We start from the raw sequence: 16223 nt of genomic DNA, 5'->3' as shown, positions 1-16223 counted from the left end.
GCTCATGTGGTCGCGTACCCCTTGCTGAGGCGGCCCAAATAGCTCAACAGCGTCACGCAGCCGATCACGGCCACCAGGAACACCAGTGAGATGGCTGCAGCGTATGGCCAGTTCTGCAGGGCCGACGCCTGCTGGTAGATGTACATCGGCATGAACAGCATCTGCCCGCCACCTACCAGAGACTGGGTAATGAAGGCGGTGATGGTCGCCGAGAAGGTCAGCAGACTGCCGGCGATGATGCCCGGCAGCGACAGCGGCACGGTGATCCGCCGGAAGGTGCGCCAGGCATTGGCGCCCAAGGCGGCGGAGGCATCCTCCAGATTGCTTTCCAGGCGTTGCAAGGTAGTGATCAGGGGCAGGGTCATCAGCGGCAACTGCACATTGGCCAGGGCCCAGATCAACCCTTCGCGGGAGTAGAGCAGGCGCAGTGGCTTGTCGATCCATGCCCAGCCCAGCAGCAGTTCGTTGACGATGCCCTGGCGCCCGAGGATCACTACCCAGGCGAAGGTGCGCACCACCACGCTGGTCAGCAGGGGCATGACGATGATCATCATCAACACCTTCTGGGTGGTCGGCGAACTGCGCACGTAGGCCCAGGCCAGAGCGTAGCCCAGGGCCAGGCACAGCACAGTAACCTGCACGCCGAGCCACAAGGTATCGCCAAGCACGCGCAGGGCCAGGCCTTCGCCGAAGATCTTCGCGTATTGCGCCACGCCCCAGACGCTGACGGCGGTGTCGTCGTGCAGGCTGACCAACACCAGCAACAACAGCGGCGTGATGAAGAACAGCACGAAGAATGCTGCCAACGGCAGGCCGTAGCGCAGGCTGTACACGGAGACGTCATGGTTTCGGGCGCTCACGTGCCGCACTCCTCACAGCGGGAAGGGATGGCTTCAGGCATGGGTCAGACCTGGATGTCCTTGTTGAAGCGCTCGATCCAGGCCGCCCGGTTCGGATTGATCACCTTCCAGTCCTGAAAGCGAAACCGCGACTTCATTTCTGCCTGATCCTTGGCCAGTGATTCGGCTATCTCGCCAGACATCTTCACCTGCATGTTGGTAGGCACTACCAGGTACGGCGCTTCCATCAGCTGCGATTGCACCTGGGGCGACATCGACGCCTCGATCAAGGCGAAAGCCAGATCGCGATTCGGTGAGTTCTTGACGATATGGATACTGGTCTTGAACGCGATCGCGCCTTCCTTGGGCGCCACCCATTCGACCGGTACGCCACGGGCCTTGAGGATCTGGATGGCGTTGAAGTTGCCTGGGCTGATGTCGATCTGGCCTTGCTGGAACAGCGACGCCAGCTGACCGGGGTTGGCGGCGACGGCGGCCAGGTTGGGCTTGAGTTTGGCCAGCAGTTCAAAGGCCGGTTCGATGTTGCTGTCCGAGCCGCCATGCAGTTTGGCCAGTTCGACCATGAAGCCGGTGCCCAGGGAGGAGTTCATGTTGGTGATGCCTACCCGGCCCTTGTACTCGGGCTTCCACAGGTCCATCCAGGAGTCGGGAGGGGTCTGGATAGTGTCGGGGTTATAGGTCAGGCCAACGATCTGATAGAAGATGCTCGGCCCCATCGGGTCTTGGGCTTCGGGCATCAGCTGCTGGTAGTAGGCGCTGTCCGCCACCGGGTAGGGCTCGATCAAGCCCTGTTCGATGGCGGTCAGGGCAGGGCCCGGATCGTGCAGCATGACGTCGATGGGCGGATGTTCACGGGAGGCCATGACCTTGGAGATCTGGTCGACAGAGATCATCGGGTCGAGAATGATGTTCGCGTCTTTCATGTGTTCCAGCGCGGCAGGCACCAGCACAGCCTTGTGTGCTTCTTCCCAGCTGCCGGTAAACGTCGCGAACACCAGATTGCGCGCCTGGGCCATGGTCAACTGCGGGAAAAGCTGCAGTGCACCCAGGGCCAGGGCGGATTGCATGATGCGTCTGCGGGATATATCCATCGTCGATTCCTCGTGCGGGTCAGTTCAGGGCTACAGGCTGGGCGCGGTAAACGTAGTGATCGCGTGGGCGCTGATAGGCCTCAGGCTTACCTGAGTGCCGGGCTTCAATGGCTCGGCACCTAGGCCGCGTGGCGAAGCGATCTTGATCCGCTGTCCGCCGGGCGTGAGCATTTCGTGGACGATCGAAGGGCCCAGCGGCAGGCCGAGTTCGACCTGTGCGGGAAATCCGTCGCCTGCCTCCGTCAGCTCCAGATTCTCCGGACGAATGCACGCCACCACGGCGCTGCCGGGCCGGGCGTCGCGCGGCGTACGGCAGGCCAGCAGGCTGCCGTCGGCCAGGCGTATCCGAGCCGACTCCCCGGCGTAGCTTTCCAGGGTCCCGGGCAGCACGTTGGCGCTGCCGACGAAGGTATTGACGAACAGGCTGCTGGGCGAATCGTAGATCTTCGATGGCGCGGCGAACTGCTCCAGCCGGCCGGCGTTGAGCACCGCCACGCGGTCGGCCATCGACAGCGCTTCCTCCTGGTCGTGGGTGACCATCACGCAGGTCACGCCCGACTGGCGCTGGAGCCGCTTGATCTCGATCTGCATGTCCATGCGCAGGCTTTTGTCCAGGGCCGAAAACGGTTCGTCGAGCAACAGGATGCGCGGTTCCACGGCCAATGCCCGGGCCAGCGCCACGCGCTGCTGCTGGCCACCGGAAAGCTGGCGCGGATAGCGGTCGGCCAGATGACCCAGCTGGATCATCTCGAGCATTTCATCGATGCGCTGCTTGCGCCGCGAGCGTGGCACGCCGCGGGCGTCCAGACCGTAGGCGATGTTTTCGGCCACGCTCAGGTGGGGAAACAAGGCGTAGTTCTGGAACACGATGCCGATGTCGCGGTGATGCGGGGGCAGGTGGTCGATGAGCTTGCCGCCGATCACCACCTTGCCCGAGGTCTGCGGCTGGAACCCGCCGATGATGCGCAGCAGGGTGGTTTTGCCACAGCCGGAGGGGCCCAGCAGCGCCACCAGTTCGCCGGCGGCTACTTCCAGGGTGATGTGGTCGACCGCCGGAGCTGCACCGGCGTACTGATGGAAGATGTCGTCCAGGGTGAGGTCGAAACCGGCGGTGGCAGTCGTCATGCGGTGGCTCGCAGTGCTGAACTAGGTTATCTGGCTCGAAGCAATGCATGTGCCAAGCAGGACGGAGTCGGTCATCCCACGGTTTAACTCGTTGTTTTAAATGAACCGATAGCCGGATGCGGATTACCTTGGTATCAGGATTGTGCACAAAACAGTTAACTAAATATTGCACTGAATCAGTGCTCAATCTAATCATGTTCACCATTATGTCGCTCGCCAGCTGCCTTGATCTGCTTGCTCGCACCCGCGGTCACGGCACCTGCCTCCGGCGGCGCGGATCTTGCTGAAACAGCGGTATCAGCCTTTCGCAGTGGAGTGACCCATGGATATTCATCGTCTCAAGGCGCAGCAGATCGCTCACCTGGTCAACACCCGTCAGCTGAGCGCGGTCGAGGTGGCGACAGCGGTGTGCGATCGTCTCGAGCGGTTGAATCCGTCGCTCAATGCGTTCATCGATTACCAGCGGGCTGACGTGCTGGCTCGAGCGCGTACCAGCGACCAGCGGGTCGCCGCCAAGCAATACCTGCCTTTGGCCGGCGTACCGTTCAGCGTCAAGGACAACCTCTGGTTGGGCGGCCGACCGGCGACTTTCGGTTCCAGGGTGTTTGCCGACTTCGTGGCGCCACGCGATTCGTGGTGCGTGCAACGCCTTGGCGAACTGGGCGGCGTGGCGCTCGGGATGACCAACTGTTCCGAGTTTGCCTGCAAGGGCATCACCACCAATCCGCTGCACGGCACCACCCGCAACCCGTGGAACCTCGAGCTGACCCCCGGCGGGTCGTCGGGCGGCGCGGTGGCTGCAGTGGCGGCCGGGTTGGGACCATTGGCCCTGGCCACCGACGCCGGCGGCTCCACCCGGCGACCGGCCGCGCACACCGGGCTGGTCGGCTTCAAGCCGAGCCTGGGTGCCGTGCCCAATCCCTGGGGGTTCGCCGACCCGAACCATCTGCTCTCAGTGATCGGCCAACTGGGACGCGATGTCGAGGACGTTGCACTCATGGCCCGCAGTTTGTTCGCCTGGTGCCCCTCCGACCCCTTGTCGCAGCCACATTTTAGCGCTCAGTCGCTAGCCCCGACGCCGCGAGCGCCGCGCTCGCTGCGCATTGCCTGGTCGCCGGATCTGGGGCTGGGCCTGCCACTGGACAGCGATGTTGCCAGTGCGATGGTTGCCGCGCTGGCAACGCTGGAGCGCGATGGCTGGTCCATCGAGCTGGCCAGCCCGCGCTGGCCTGGCGGCCTGGAAGGCTATGCGCTGCTGGGCTTGCAGCACACGGCGCTGGCTGCGCAATTCGGTGCGCTGGCGGATGAGCAGTTGCAGCAGCTGGATCCGGATATTCTGGCGCAGATAGAGCTGGGCAGAGCGTTGTCCGGGGTGCAAACCGCGCGTCTGCTAGCGTTGCGCAATGGATTGTCGATAACCCTGGCCGCGTTTTTCGATGACTACGATCTGCTGTTGTGCCCGACCGCACCGGTGGAAGCCTGGGCCGTGGGACAGCTGGGGCCCGCCACCATCGGCGGTCAGCCGGCCGGGCCGCGCGGACATGCCGGCTATACCCCGGTGTTCAACTACTGCGGGGTACCCGCACTGTCGTTGCCCTGCGGGTTCGGCAAGCAGGGACTTCCGGTAGGCCTGCAGGTGATCGCACCGCGCTACATGGACGGGCGCGTGCTTCAGGCCGCCGCGGAAATGGAGCGGGTGCTGGGCCTGTCGTTCGAGGCGCCCATGCTGCGCAACCAAGGTATCCCCCAACCCCTGTAGCAGCGGCGCAAGCCGCGTCGGCGGCACATGCGGTTTGGCAGGCACACCGCGGTGAACCCGGACGCGGCTTGCGCCGCTGCTACAGGAGGGCCTGCAAGCCCGCTGGCAAGCCTTGGTTGGGTTTGGCGGGTGGGCGGGCGAAGCTGCCTTGGGTGGCCCGACCCGCCTGCAGGCGGTGCAACAGCTGCGCCTGGGCCACGCCGCACGACACGCCGTCCACCACCGGAACCGGCAACCGCCCGGCCAACCCACGTGCCAGCCCGGCCAACGGCGCACCGGCGAGGATCAGCACGTCGGCGCCATCTTCGTTCACCGCCAGGTGGCTCAGCTCCAGCAGGCGCTCGGCATGATCCTCCTGCACGCTGCCGGCATCGCGCAGCGGGCGGTCCAGATGGCGAATGCTGGCCAGACGGTCGAGCATGCCGTTCTGTGCCACGCACTCGCGGTACCAACTGGTGATGCGCCGGGAGATGGCGATGATCGAGATCCTCTGGCCCAACTGGGCGGCCGTCATCAGCGCCGCTTCGGTCATGCCCACCACCGGCACGTCCAGTACCTCCTTGAGCGCAAGCAGCCCGGGATCACCGAATGCCGCCACCAGTACTGCGTCGTAGCTGCCCAGACGCTCCCCGGCAATGATCGTCGCTGCGTGCGCGCCGAGCAGGGCTTCGAAGCGGGTTTCGATGTAGGCCACGCCACTGGGTGCCGTGGCCATCTGGATCTGCGTGTCCGTCGCTGCGGTGCGGCGCGCTTCCGTCTCGATCAGGTCGGTGACGCTCTGGGAGATATTGGGGTTGATGATCAGCAGTCTCATGGCGACTCCGGGCGGTCGGGTGGCGTTAGCCGAAAATAGCGTGCAGGTCGACCTCGGCCTCATCTTCCAGCGACAGGTCGAGCGTGGCCTCGATATGGTCGAGGTGGCCCAGCATCAAGCCGATGGCTGCCTCGACCTCACCCTGTTCCATGGCCTCGACGATTTCGGTGTGCTCATGGTTGGGGCAGGCAGGCACGTTGGGCGAGTCGTACAGCAGAATGATCAAGCAGGTCAGCGAAGACAGTTCGCGCATCAGTTTGATCAGCGGCGGGCTGTCGACCATCTGTGCGATCAACAGATGAAACTCGCCCGACAGGCGAATTACCGCGCGTTTGTCGCCTGTCTCGCGCGCGGCGCGTTCTTCGGCCACATGGGCGTGCAGGCGACGAAACTGCTGGCTGTCGGCCTTGGCCACCAGGCTGCGGATCAGCGCGGGCTCGAGAATGCGTCTGGCCTGGAAAATATGCCGGGCTTCTTCCACCGAGGGGCTGGCAATGAAGGCGCCGCGATTGGGGATAGTGGTGACGATCCCTTCGTGGGCCAACCGCGCGAGCACCTCGCGGATACGTGTGCGATTGACCTGGAACACGCCGGCCAGCTTCTCCTCCACCAGCTTGGTGCCGGGGATCAGGCGATGTTCCATCACGGCGTTGAGGATGCGCTCGTAGATGCCATCGCGGGTACTGCCGGTGCCCAGGATCTGCCCGGTACTGCGGGCCTTGCGAGGTGCAGGAGAAAGTGTTTCCGAGTTGAGCACGTGCGCGATCCTCGTCAGCCTGATTACGGTCAATGGTGGATTGTCACAAAATGGTGAGCGATTGTCCAAACATGCACCGTCGCAACTCATTCGCCGCCACGGAGTGCTTTATTGAGCCTGCTCATCTCGTCACCACGGGAGCCGCCGCCGAACGTGAAAGCGGCACCGCGCGATCACACAAGCCCCGCCGTACAGGGCCTGGACACCAAAGGCGCCCATGGAAAGCAATGCGGTTTTCAAGCGGTGCCACAAACCTGGCATAGCCGTTGCAAACTCTTTGCCACAAAGCCTCAGCCTTTAGTGACAATTGGAGAAGCCCGATGCCAGCTATTCGTTCGTCCACTACCTTGCTCAAGCGTGCCTTTTCGGCCTTGGTGTTGAGCCTCGGCATGATGGCCATGTCCCACGCCGACGAAGCCAAGCCGGTCAAGCTCGGTTATGCCAAATGCGCCCACTGCACGCCGTTGTCCCTGACGCCGCAAAACGCCACCGGGGTGAAACTCGACGCCATTGCCTTCAACACCGGCAACGACGTGCTCACAGCGCTGCTGTCCAAGAGCATCGACGTGGCGCAGGTCACCTACCTGCATTACGCCACGGCGCTGGACAAGGGGTTCGACGTGGTGGCCGTGTCCGGGCAGATCAACGGCGGCTCGCAGATTCTGGTGGGCAACGACCTGCCGCTGCAGGCAGGCGACTGGGTCGGCTTGAAGGCGCTCATCGACAAGTACAAGGCCGAAGACAAGCCGTTCCGGGTCGCCGCCTCGCGCGGCAATGCGCAGGATATTCATATGCGTGGGGCGTTTCTCAAGCACGGCATCGATATCAACAAGGATGTGCAATTCATCAACATCCCCAACCCGTCTGACCACGTGCAGGCACTGCGCCGCGGCGAAGTGGAGCTGATCACGTCGGTGGACCCGTTCGCCACCCAGATCCGCGAGGTCAAGGCGGCCAAGTTCTTCGACTTTCCCTACGACCAGGCGGCTGGCAAGTTGACCAACCTGATCGTTACCCGCTCCGATGTGATCGAGGACAACCGCAAGGGCGTCGAGGAAACAGTGCGTTCCATCGTCAAGGTCAATGACCTGATGGCCAACGACAAGCCGCTGTTCATCGACACCATCCAGAAAGTCACCGGCCTGGACAAGGCCATCGCCACCGGCGCAGTCGACAACCTCTACCCCGACTACGCCATGCACCGCGCCTCGGCCGTAGCCATTGCGCAAATGATGCGCGACCTCAAGTACATCAGCACCGATGTCAGCGAGCAGGTAGAGAAGAACCTGGACTACAGCTTTCTGGAAGCGGTGACCGGCAAGCCGAAAACCGAGCTGGGGTATTGAGATGAAAAGTACCGCCATCAAGGCGCACGGGGTCGGGCGAGGGCATGGCCCGTCCCTGGCCCGGCGCCTGTACAAGCGCATCGAACGCGGCATCGTGCCGGTGTTGCTGCTGGTCGGCTGGGAGATCTTTTCCCGCTCCGGGATTTTGCCGCGCGCGCTCCTGCCGGCGCCGTCCCAAGTCATCATCGCCTGGGCAGACTGGGTCTTTGCCACCGATGGCAATACGCAAAGCTACAGCGGCCACTGGATTCTCGATGTGGCGGCCAGTTCGTTCCGGGTGTTCGCAGGCTTTGCCCTGGCCGCCTTGCTGGGCATCGGCGCGGGCATGGCCATCGGTTGGTCGCGCACCGCAGAAAACCTGTTCGAGCCGGTGCTGCAGATTCTGCGACCGATCCCACCGGTGTCCTGGATTCCCCTGGCGATCATCTGGTTCGGCATTGCCGACAAGCCGGCGATCTTCCTGGTGTTCATGGGCGCATTCTTCCCGGTGCTGTTGAGCACCATTCACGGCGTCAAGAACTGCGACCGCAACCTGTTGCGGGCAGGCGCCATGACCGGTGGTACGCCAAGCAGACTACTGCTTTACATCGTCTTCCCGGCGGCGCTGCCGAGCATCTTCTCCGGCCTGCGCATCGCCATCGGCTCGGCGTGGATGCTCACCGTCACCGCGGAAATGGTCGCAGTGAAAAGCGGCGTCGGTTACGTGCTGTGGGATTCCTATTACTTCCTGCGTTACGACATCGTCATCGCTTCCATGGTCAGCATCGGCCTGCTGGGCTTTCTCAGCGACTATGCGATCAAGCGCGTGGGTGCGTACCTGCTGCGCTGGCAACGTGGTTCCACTTTGCAGAAGGAGGGCTGAGGCATGGCACTGATCACCATCGACCGCGTCTCGCGCGTGTTCGAAGACCCCAAGCGACCCACCGGCATCGTGGCCCTGGACGATGTCAGCCTGACCGTGGCACGCAACGAATTTCTCTGCCTGCTGGGCCCCAGTGGCTGCGGCAAGTCGACCCTGCTGAACATGATCGCCGGCTTCGACCACCCCACCCACGGCACGGTCAGCGTCGGCGGGCAGTCGATCACCGCACCCGGGGCCGATCGTGGCGTGGTGTTCCAGCAGGCCAACCTGATGCCTTGGTTGCCGGTCTGGGAGAACGTTGCGTTCCACTTGAAGATGCGCGGTGTGGGCAAGGAGCTACGCCGGGAGAAGGCGCAGAAATTCATCGAAATGGTGGGCCTGGCCGGCTTCGAGAATCACTTCCCCAGCGAGCTGTCCGGCGGCATGAATCAGCGCGTGGGTATTGCCCGAGCCTTGCTGATGAACCCTGAGGTGATCCTCATGGACGAGCCCTTCGGTGCGTTGGACGAGCAGACCAAGATGGACATGCACGCCGAGCTGATCCGGATCTGGCGCGAAAGTCAGAGCACCATCGTGTTCGTCACCCATGGTATCGATGAGTCGCTGGCCCTGGGTACCCATGTCGCCGTGATGTCGGCACGTCCGGGACGCATTCGCGAGCTGCTGCCGATCGAGCTCGAACGTCCGCGCGACCCGACCAGCAAGGCCTTCAATGACTACAAGCGGCATATCCTGTCGCTGCTGCGGCCGGAACCTGTGCGGGAAAGCGCCTGAGATGAAGACGCTGATCACCGGCAGCAGTGGCTTCGTCGGCCTGGCGTTGAGCGAGCACTTGCTGGCGGCGGGTGAGGACGTGATCGGCTTCGACCTGGGGCCGATACCTGCGCAGGCGCAGGCTGCGTTCGCCAGACTGCCGGGGCGGTTCACCGAGCATCGAGGTGATGTGCGTGACGCGACGGACCTGCGCATGGTCATGGGTCGTCATCGCCCCCAGCGAGTGGTGACCCTGGCCGCCATCACCGCCGATGCCGAGCGCGAGCGATTGGCGCCCCAGGCGATCTTCGAAGTGAACGTGGGCGGGGTGCTTGCGGCCATCGGCGCGAGCGCCGAGTGCGGCGTGTCGCGGCTGGTGCACATCAGCTCGGGCTCGGTCTACGGCACCACCGGGCGTCACGCGCCGTTGCTCGACGAAGCACGTTCCGCCTTGGCCCCCGAGGGCCTGTACGGCCAATCCAAGCGCAGCGCCGAGGACGCGGCGCGGCGCCTGGCCCAACTGCATGGGTTGCCCTTGGTTATCGGCCGCCTGGGCACTTGCTTCGGGCCCTGGGAAGCCGACACCGGCGTGCGCGACACCCTCAGCGCACCGCTGCAGTTGTTGCAAGTGGCCCGCCGTGGCGGCACGGCGATCCTGGCGCGCGACAGCCTGCGCGACTGGCTGTATGTCCGCGACGCCGCGCGGGCTATCGGCTGCCTGCTGGACCAGCCGCAGTGGCGATATCCCCTCTATAACCTGGCCGCGGGTTTCCAATGGCCGCTCAGTCAATGGTGCACGCGCCTGGCCACACGCTTTCCGGACTTCCGCTGGCGTCTGGCGGCGCCGGGTGAAACACCGAACATCGAGCTGTACGCCGACTACGACCGGGCGAGCATGGCGCTCGACCGTCTGCGCGAAGACTGCGGTTTCGTTCCGCGATTCGACATCGACGCTGCCGATCACGACTTTCATCACTGGCTTGCCCACGTGGCAGGCCCCCAGACAACGGTGAACCCATGACCCCCACCCCTTTGGCGAACTCATCGAGCATGGCGGGCCAGGTGTGCATCGTCACCGGTGCGGCCTCCGGCATCGGCCGCGCCATTGCCTGGCACCTGGCAAGCCACGGTGCCTGCGTGGTCATCGCCGATGTCACCACGGCTGTCATCGAGGGCGGCGAGCCAACCGCCGACCTGATTCGCGCCGCTGGCCACCAGGCCCTGTTCGTGCAGACCGACGTCGCCGACAGCGCGCAGGTCGAGACGCTGTTCGCTACCACGGTGGCGCGCTTCGGGCGCCTCGATGTGCTGGTCAACAACGCCTGCATCCGCCACGCCCGGCCCTTGCTCGAGCTCGACGAGGCCGACTGGCAGCGTGTCCTGGACGTCAATCTGGGGGGTGTCTACCGCTGTTGCCGGGCTGCCGTGCGGCAAATGGCCGGCCAGGCGCTGGTGGGCGAAACCCGCGGGCGCATCGTCAACCTGTCTTCGCAACACGGCATGATTGCCGCACCCCAGGACTTGGCCTATGGCGTGAGCAAGGCGGCTGTGGATTACCTCACCCGGCAGGTCGCCAGCGACTATGCCGGGCAGCGCATCGTCTGCAACGCGGTGGCGCCCGGCAAGATCCAGACCGGCGCCGGTGGCCGGGCGGTCGACCCGGCGGTGATGGAGCGGGCCACGCGGCGTACCCCTTGGCCGCGGTTGGGCCATCCCGACGATGTCGCCAAGGCCGTGCTGTTTCTGGCCAGCGCCGAGGCCAGCTTCATTACCGGCACCACGTTGATGGTGGACGGCGGGTGGATGGCCGCATGATCGACAACCCACTGGATCTACTGATTACCGGCGCCGTGCTGCTGGACCCGGTCGACGGCCTTGCGCAGTCCGCAAGCCTGGGCATCCGTGGCCAACGCATCGCCCACGTCGGGCCTGCCGACCAGCCTGCACCCGAAGCCGTGCGGCATCTGCACCTGCCGGGCCGGGTGGTGGTGCCCGGCTTCGTCAATACCCATTACCATGCCGGCCTGAATTTCGTCCGGGGGGTGGCGCCGGACTGCGGCTTCGCGCCGTCCTACACCCCCGGCCTGCCACAGGCTTCATGGCTCAGCCCGGAAGAAGCACTGACGTTGTCCCGCCTTGGTGCACTCGAAGCGCTGCGGGCGGGTTGCACCACGCTTGTGGACAGCTTCGTGCATGCCGAGCACACCGTGGCAGGCATGGCCGAAACAGGTGTGCGCCTGTTCGCCAGCCAACGTCTGGCCGATGTCGATTTCGCCTCGGTGCTGCAAGGCACGCGGCGCTTCGACCTGAAGCGTGGCCTGGCCCAGCTGGACCACGCCGAGGCCTTCGTCGAACGCTGGGCAGGGCAGGCCGACGGACGCATCCAGACCCACCTGACCGCTCACGCACCCGACACCTGCTCGCTGGACTTCCTGCGCCAGATCGATGCCTTGGCCCGCCGCCATGGTCTGCAGATCAGCACGCACCTGGCGCAGAGCCAGGACGAACTGGATTGGGTGCGTGCTACCCACGGCCGCTCGCCGGTGCAACTGCTCGATGAGCTGGGCATGCTCGATTCGCGCCTGCTGGCCGGTCACTGCATTCACGTGGATGACGAGGACATCGTACGCATCGGCGCCTCCGGTGCCCATGTCGTGCACATCCCGGTCGGCAACGCCATGTCCGGACGGGTGGCGCCGACGCGCCGCCTGCTGCAGGCCGGCGCGCGCCTGTGCCTGGCGACCGACACCATGCACGGCGACATGATCGAGGTCATGCGCTGGGCGCTGGCGGTAGGGCGGTTGAGTGCCGGGCGGGTGGCCGACGACTGGCAACCACGCGACGTGCTGCGCATGGCCACCGTCAACGGCGCCGCGGCGCTGGGTTGGGGCGAGCATCTGGGTCGATTGGCGGTCGGCCAGTTGGCTGACCTGGCCATCCTCGACTATCGACAGCTCCACCTCACTCCCTGCATCGATGCGTTGGGCAGTTTGGTGCACAACGCCACCGGGGCCGACGTCGAAACCGTGATCGTCGACGGTCGAGTGGTGATCGATCAAGGCCGCTCGACCCAGGTCGACGAAGCCTGTGTACGTGCCGCAGCCGACACCGTTTGCCGCGACCTGTGGCAACGTTGCGAAAAGCCTTTGCGCGCCTATCCTTCCTCGCACGCGATCACTGGAGGTACAGTATGACCCGCCGTATTCGCCTGGGCGTGCTTACGCCTTCCTCGAACACTGCACTGGAGCCGCTGACCCAGGCGTTGATAGCCAGCCTGCCGGAAGTCAGCGTGCATTTCTCACGCTTCAGTGTCACCCAGATCGCCCTCAGTGCCGACGCGCTGGGCCAGTTCCAGCGCGAGCGGATTCTGGACGCGGCGCGCTTGCTGGCCGATGCCCATGTCGATGTCATCGGCTGGAGCGGTACCTCTGCCGGATGGCTGGGTTTCGATACCGACGTTGCGCTATGCCAGGCCATTACCGAGGCCACGGCGATACCGGCGACGACCTCGGTGCTGGCACTGAACAAGGCGCTGCACCGCTTCGGCATTCGCCGCCTGGGCCTGGTCTCGCCGTATCTGGCGGATGTACAGGCAAGGATCGTTGCCAATTATGCCGCTCTGGGTATCGATGCCAGCGCCGAAAGCCACCTGTCGCTGCAGGACAATTTTTCCTTTGCCGAGGTGGACGAGGCCACCCTGGATCGTCAGGTGGCCGAGGTGGTCGCGGCCGGTGCCGAGGCCATCTCCACCTTCTGCACCAACCTGCACGCCGCCCACCGTGCCGAATCCTGGGAGCGCCAGCACGGGGTACCGGTGTTCGACACGGTGACGACGGTGCTCTGGGACATGTTGAACATGACCGGCGTGGACACACGTCGCTTGACCGGCTGGGGCCGGCTACTGCTTGAAGAGGCTTGATATGCAACCTTTCGATACGGTTATTCGCAACGCTCGCGTGGTCACTGCCGCAGACACCTTCACCAGTGACATCGGCATTCGCGACGGGCGCATCGTTGCCCTGGCCCTGGAGCTGCCTCCGGGCCTTGCGGAAATCGACGCGGCCGGCCGGCACGTGACCCCGGGCGGCATCGACAGCCATGTGCACCTGGACCAGCCCACCGGCGACGGCTCGGTGATGGCCGACGACTTTTTCAGCGGTACGGTGTCGGCGGCCTGCGGCGGGACCACCACGGTGATTCCTTTCGCCTGTCAGCAGAAGGGTGAAACCCTGCGTGCAGCGGTGGATGACTACCATCGCCGGGCAGGCACCAAGCCGGTGATCGACTACGCCTTCCACCTGATCGTCACCGACCCCACGCCGCAGGTCCTGCGTGAGGAATTGCCGGCACTGATCGCCGAGGGCTATACCTCGTTCAAGATCTACATGACCTACGACGCGCTGAAACTGGGTGACCGAGAGATTCTCGAAACCCTGTCCGTGGCCCGTCGCGAAGGCGCCATGGTCATGTTGCATGCCGAGAACAGCGACTGCATCGCCTGGCTCACCGAGCGGCTGCTGGCGGCCGGGCTCAGCGCGCCGCGCTACCACGCCAGCTCGCGACCCATGCTGGTGGAACGCGAGGCCACGCACAGGGCCATTGCCTTGGCCGAACTGGTGGATGTGCCCATCCTCATCGTCCACGTGTCGGGTCGCGAGGCCGTGGAGCAGATTCGCTGGGCGCAGAACCACGGCTTGAAGGTGTATGCCGAAACCTGCCCGCAATACCTGTTTCTGACCGCCGACTCGCTGGGCTGCGACGACAGCTTCGAAGGCGCCAAATGCATCTGCAGCCCACCGCCTCGGGACGCTGCAAACCAGCAGGTGATCTGGGACGGGCTGGAAAACGGTTCGTTCGAGATCTTCTCGTCCGACCACGCGCCGTTTCGTTACGACGGCCCCGATGGCAAGAAGGCCCACGGCGAAGACGTGTCGTTCGACCAGATCGCCAACGGCATTCCCGGTGTCGAAACACGCATGGCGCTGTTGTGGTCCGAAGGCGTGCGCACCGGGCGCATCACGGCGCAAAGTTTCGTCGCGCTGACGTCGACCAACGCGGCAAAGATGTACGGGCTGTACCCGCGCAAGGGCAGTATCGCCATCGGCGCGGATGCCGATCTGGTGATCTGGGACGAAGGGCAGCCGGTGTCGATCAGCAACGAGATGTTGCACCACAACGTCGACTACACCCCTTACGCCGGCATGCAGCTGAGCGCCTGGCCGGCCATCACCCTGTCGCGCGGCGAAGTGGTATGGGACGGTGAGCCTCGGGGCGAAGCGGGGCGGGGCCAGTTTTTGCCCTGCGAGCGTCCGGCACCGGCGCAGGTGCGTCGGCGCAACACCGAGTTGCCGCTGTGAGCGCGGTCGAGCAGGTGGCGCAGCGGCTCATTCGCGCCTGGCGCGAGGGTAGGCGGCAGCCGGTCGAAGGCTTGCGTCTGGACAGCGAGGCGCAGGCGTATGACGTGCAGCGGCGGGTGGCCGAGGCGATGGGCTGGTTTGCCGACGCGCCCGCGCGGGCCTGGAAACTGGGAGGTGCGCCGGGCAGCCTCATCAGTGCCGCAGGCGTGCCGGCCGGTACCGTACGCGCATCCGGGTGGCAGGTGCCGCCCGGGCACTGCCACGCGTTGGGTATCGAAGGCGAGCTGTTCGTGCGCTTGTCCCGGGATCTGGACGAACACACCGACCTGGCCGCCGCCTACGCGGCCATCGACGCCTGGATGCCGGGCATCGAGTTGTGCGATACGCGCTGGGTCGACGGCATCCAGGCCGATGCCCTGCTGCGACTGGCCGACCAGCAGCTCAACCGTGAGTTGATCGTTGGCCTGCCTGTAACGCTGGCGGCCGTCCCCGACTGGTCGGCCCAGGCCGCCACGCTGCACGTCGACGGCGAACAAGTGGTACGTGGGCTGGGTAGCCACCCGTTCCGCGAACCGTTGAACTCCCTGCCGTGGCTGGCGCGACACGCTGTCGCACTGGGCAACCCGCTGCGCGCGGGCGATCTGATCGCCACCGGAAGCTGGACCGGCATCCACTGGGCGCCCCCAGGCGCCAGCATCGAAGTCGACTTCCCCGGCATCGGCAGCGTAACCCTCGCCACCTGAACCACCGCGTTGCGCCGTTCGCGGCCACGGACCGCTCCTACAGTGGTCATGCGCTGCCACGGGGATCGAGCGCCATCTCCCGTAGGAGCGGTCATCGGCCGCGAAAGGTGCGCCGCGGTATGCTTGCCGCCTGCGCTGGCCCTTTCGCGGCCACGGACCGCTTCTACAGTGGTCATGCGCTGCCACGGGGATCGAGCGTCATCTCCCGTAGGAGCGGTCATCGGCCGCGAAAGGTGCGCCGCGCTATGCTTGCCGCCTGCGCTGGCCCCTCCGCGGCCATGGACTGCTCCTACAGTGGTCATGCGCTGCCACGGGGATCGAGCGCCATCTCCCGTAGGAGCGGTCATCGGCCGCGAAAGGTGCGCCGCGGTGCGCTTGCCGCCTGCGCTGGCCCCTTCGCGGCCACGGACTGCTCCTACAGTGGTCATGCGCTGCCACGGGGATCGAGCGCCATCTCCCGTAGGAGCGGTCATCGGCCGCGAAAGGTGCGCCGCGGTATGTTTGCCGCCTGCGCTGGCCCTTTCGCGGCCACGGACCGCTTCTACAGTGGTCATGCGCTGCCACGGGGATCGAGCGTCATCTCCCGTAGGAGCGGTCATCGGCCGCGAAAGGTGCGCCGCGCTATGCTTGCCGCCTGCGCTGGCCCCTTCGCGGCCATGGACTGCTCCTACAGTGGTCATGTGCTGCCACGGGGATCGAGCGCCATCTCCCGTAGGAGCGGTCATCGGCCGCGAAAGGTGCGCCGCGGTGCGCTTG

The 16223-nt window shown here is 65.1% G+C and carries 15 protein-coding genes; 10 read left to right on the top strand and 5 right to left on the bottom strand.

Features of this window, described 5'->3' with window-relative positions; all coding sequences use genetic code 11:
* Positions 1–2 precede the first annotated feature (2 nt).
* From IFT80_RS04610 to IFT80_RS04600, 3 genes are read right to left on the bottom strand one after another with little or no spacing between them, the layout of a single operon-like run.
* Complete coding sequence (locus tag IFT80_RS04610) at positions 3–860, bottom strand: ABC transporter permease subunit (RefSeq protein ID WP_192136881.1); 858 nt, start codon at positions 858–860, stop codon at positions 3–5.
* Between the two features lie 44 nt (positions 861–904).
* A complete protein-coding gene (locus IFT80_RS04605; RefSeq protein WP_192049657.1) occupies positions 905–1951 on the bottom strand; it encodes an ABC transporter substrate-binding protein in 1047 nt (348 codons plus the stop codon).
* A gap of 30 nt (positions 1952–1981) precedes the next feature.
* On the bottom strand, positions 1982–3076 hold the full coding sequence (locus IFT80_RS04600) for an ABC transporter ATP-binding protein (protein ID WP_185793846.1): 1095 nt from the start codon (positions 3074–3076) through the stop codon (positions 1982–1984).
* Between the two features lie 322 nt (positions 3077–3398).
* Here IFT80_RS04600 and IFT80_RS04595 point away from each other — a divergent pair, with 322 nt between their 5' ends.
* A complete protein-coding gene (locus IFT80_RS04595) occupies positions 3399–4835 on the top strand; it encodes an amidase (protein ID WP_197975744.1) in 1437 nt (478 codons plus the stop codon).
* A 79-nt stretch (positions 4836–4914) separates the two neighbouring features.
* Here IFT80_RS04595 and IFT80_RS04590 read toward each other — a convergent pair whose 3' ends face one another.
* Complete coding sequence (locus tag IFT80_RS04590; RefSeq protein WP_192136880.1) at positions 4915–5649, bottom strand: aspartate/glutamate racemase family protein; 735 nt, start codon at positions 5647–5649, stop codon at positions 4915–4917.
* 25 nt (positions 5650–5674) lie between these two features.
* Positions 5675–6406 carry a GntR family transcriptional regulator gene (locus IFT80_RS04585; RefSeq protein ID WP_192103825.1) on the bottom strand — a complete coding sequence of 244 codons (732 nt, stop codon included), beginning with the start codon at positions 6404–6406 and terminating at the stop codon, positions 5675–5677.
* Positions 6407–6726: 320 nt separating this feature from the next.
* On the opposite strand from IFT80_RS04585, the gene IFT80_RS04580 reads away from it, so the two are divergent.
* From IFT80_RS04580 to IFT80_RS04540, 9 genes are read left to right on the top strand one after another with little or no spacing between them, the layout of a single operon-like run.
* Positions 6727–7752 (top strand): ABC transporter substrate-binding protein, encoded by a 1026-nt coding sequence (locus tag IFT80_RS04580; protein ID WP_192136879.1) that lies wholly within the window; start codon positions 6727–6729, stop codon positions 7750–7752.
* A gap of 1 nt (position 7753) precedes the next feature.
* The gene (locus tag IFT80_RS04575) at positions 7754–8614 is read left to right on the top strand and encodes an ABC transporter permease (protein WP_122479152.1); all 861 of its coding nucleotides are present in this window, start codon (positions 7754–7756) and stop codon (positions 8612–8614) included.
* A gap of 3 nt (positions 8615–8617) precedes the next feature.
* Complete coding sequence (locus IFT80_RS04570) at positions 8618–9388, top strand: ABC transporter ATP-binding protein (RefSeq protein WP_192136878.1); 771 nt, start codon at positions 8618–8620, stop codon at positions 9386–9388.
* A 1-nt stretch (position 9389) separates the two neighbouring features.
* Positions 9390–10388, top strand: a complete 999-nt coding sequence (locus IFT80_RS04565; RefSeq protein WP_185793841.1) for an NAD-dependent epimerase/dehydratase family protein — start codon at positions 9390–9392, stop codon at positions 10386–10388.
* Positions 10385–11182, top strand: a complete 798-nt coding sequence (locus tag IFT80_RS04560; RefSeq protein WP_197975743.1) for an SDR family NAD(P)-dependent oxidoreductase — start codon at positions 10385–10387, stop codon at positions 11180–11182. Before IFT80_RS04565 ends, IFT80_RS04560 begins: the two co-directional genes overlap by 4 nt.
* On the top strand, positions 11179–12561 hold the full coding sequence (locus tag IFT80_RS04555) for an amidohydrolase family protein (protein ID WP_192057510.1): 1383 nt from the start codon (positions 11179–11181) through the stop codon (positions 12559–12561). The genes IFT80_RS04560 and IFT80_RS04555 overlap by 4 nt, the downstream gene beginning before the upstream one ends.
* Positions 12558–13286: a maleate cis-trans isomerase family protein gene (locus IFT80_RS04550; RefSeq protein ID WP_192057509.1), complete on the top strand. Its 729-nt coding sequence runs from the start codon at positions 12558–12560 to the stop codon at positions 13284–13286. Before IFT80_RS04555 ends, IFT80_RS04550 begins: the two co-directional genes overlap by 4 nt.
* A 1-nt stretch (position 13287) precedes the next feature.
* Entirely contained in the window at positions 13288–14724 is a 1437-nt protein-coding gene (hydA, locus tag IFT80_RS04545) for a dihydropyrimidinase (protein ID WP_192057508.1), read from the top strand.
* Positions 14721–15467 carry a fumarylacetoacetate hydrolase family protein gene (locus IFT80_RS04540; RefSeq protein WP_192057507.1) on the top strand — a complete coding sequence of 249 codons (747 nt, stop codon included), beginning with the start codon at positions 14721–14723 and terminating at the stop codon, positions 15465–15467. The genes hydA and IFT80_RS04540 overlap by 4 nt, the downstream gene beginning before the upstream one ends.
* The last annotated feature ends 756 nt before the right edge of the window (positions 15468–16223 follow it).

The sequence above is a fragment of the Pseudomonas sp. CFBP 8771 genome (assembly GCF_014841695.1).
Taxonomy (GTDB): domain Bacteria; phylum Pseudomonadota; class Gammaproteobacteria; order Pseudomonadales; family Pseudomonadaceae; genus Aquipseudomonas; species Aquipseudomonas baltica.
Note: the sequence above shows the minus strand (reverse complement) of the source record. Positions and strands in the feature narration are given on the sequence as shown.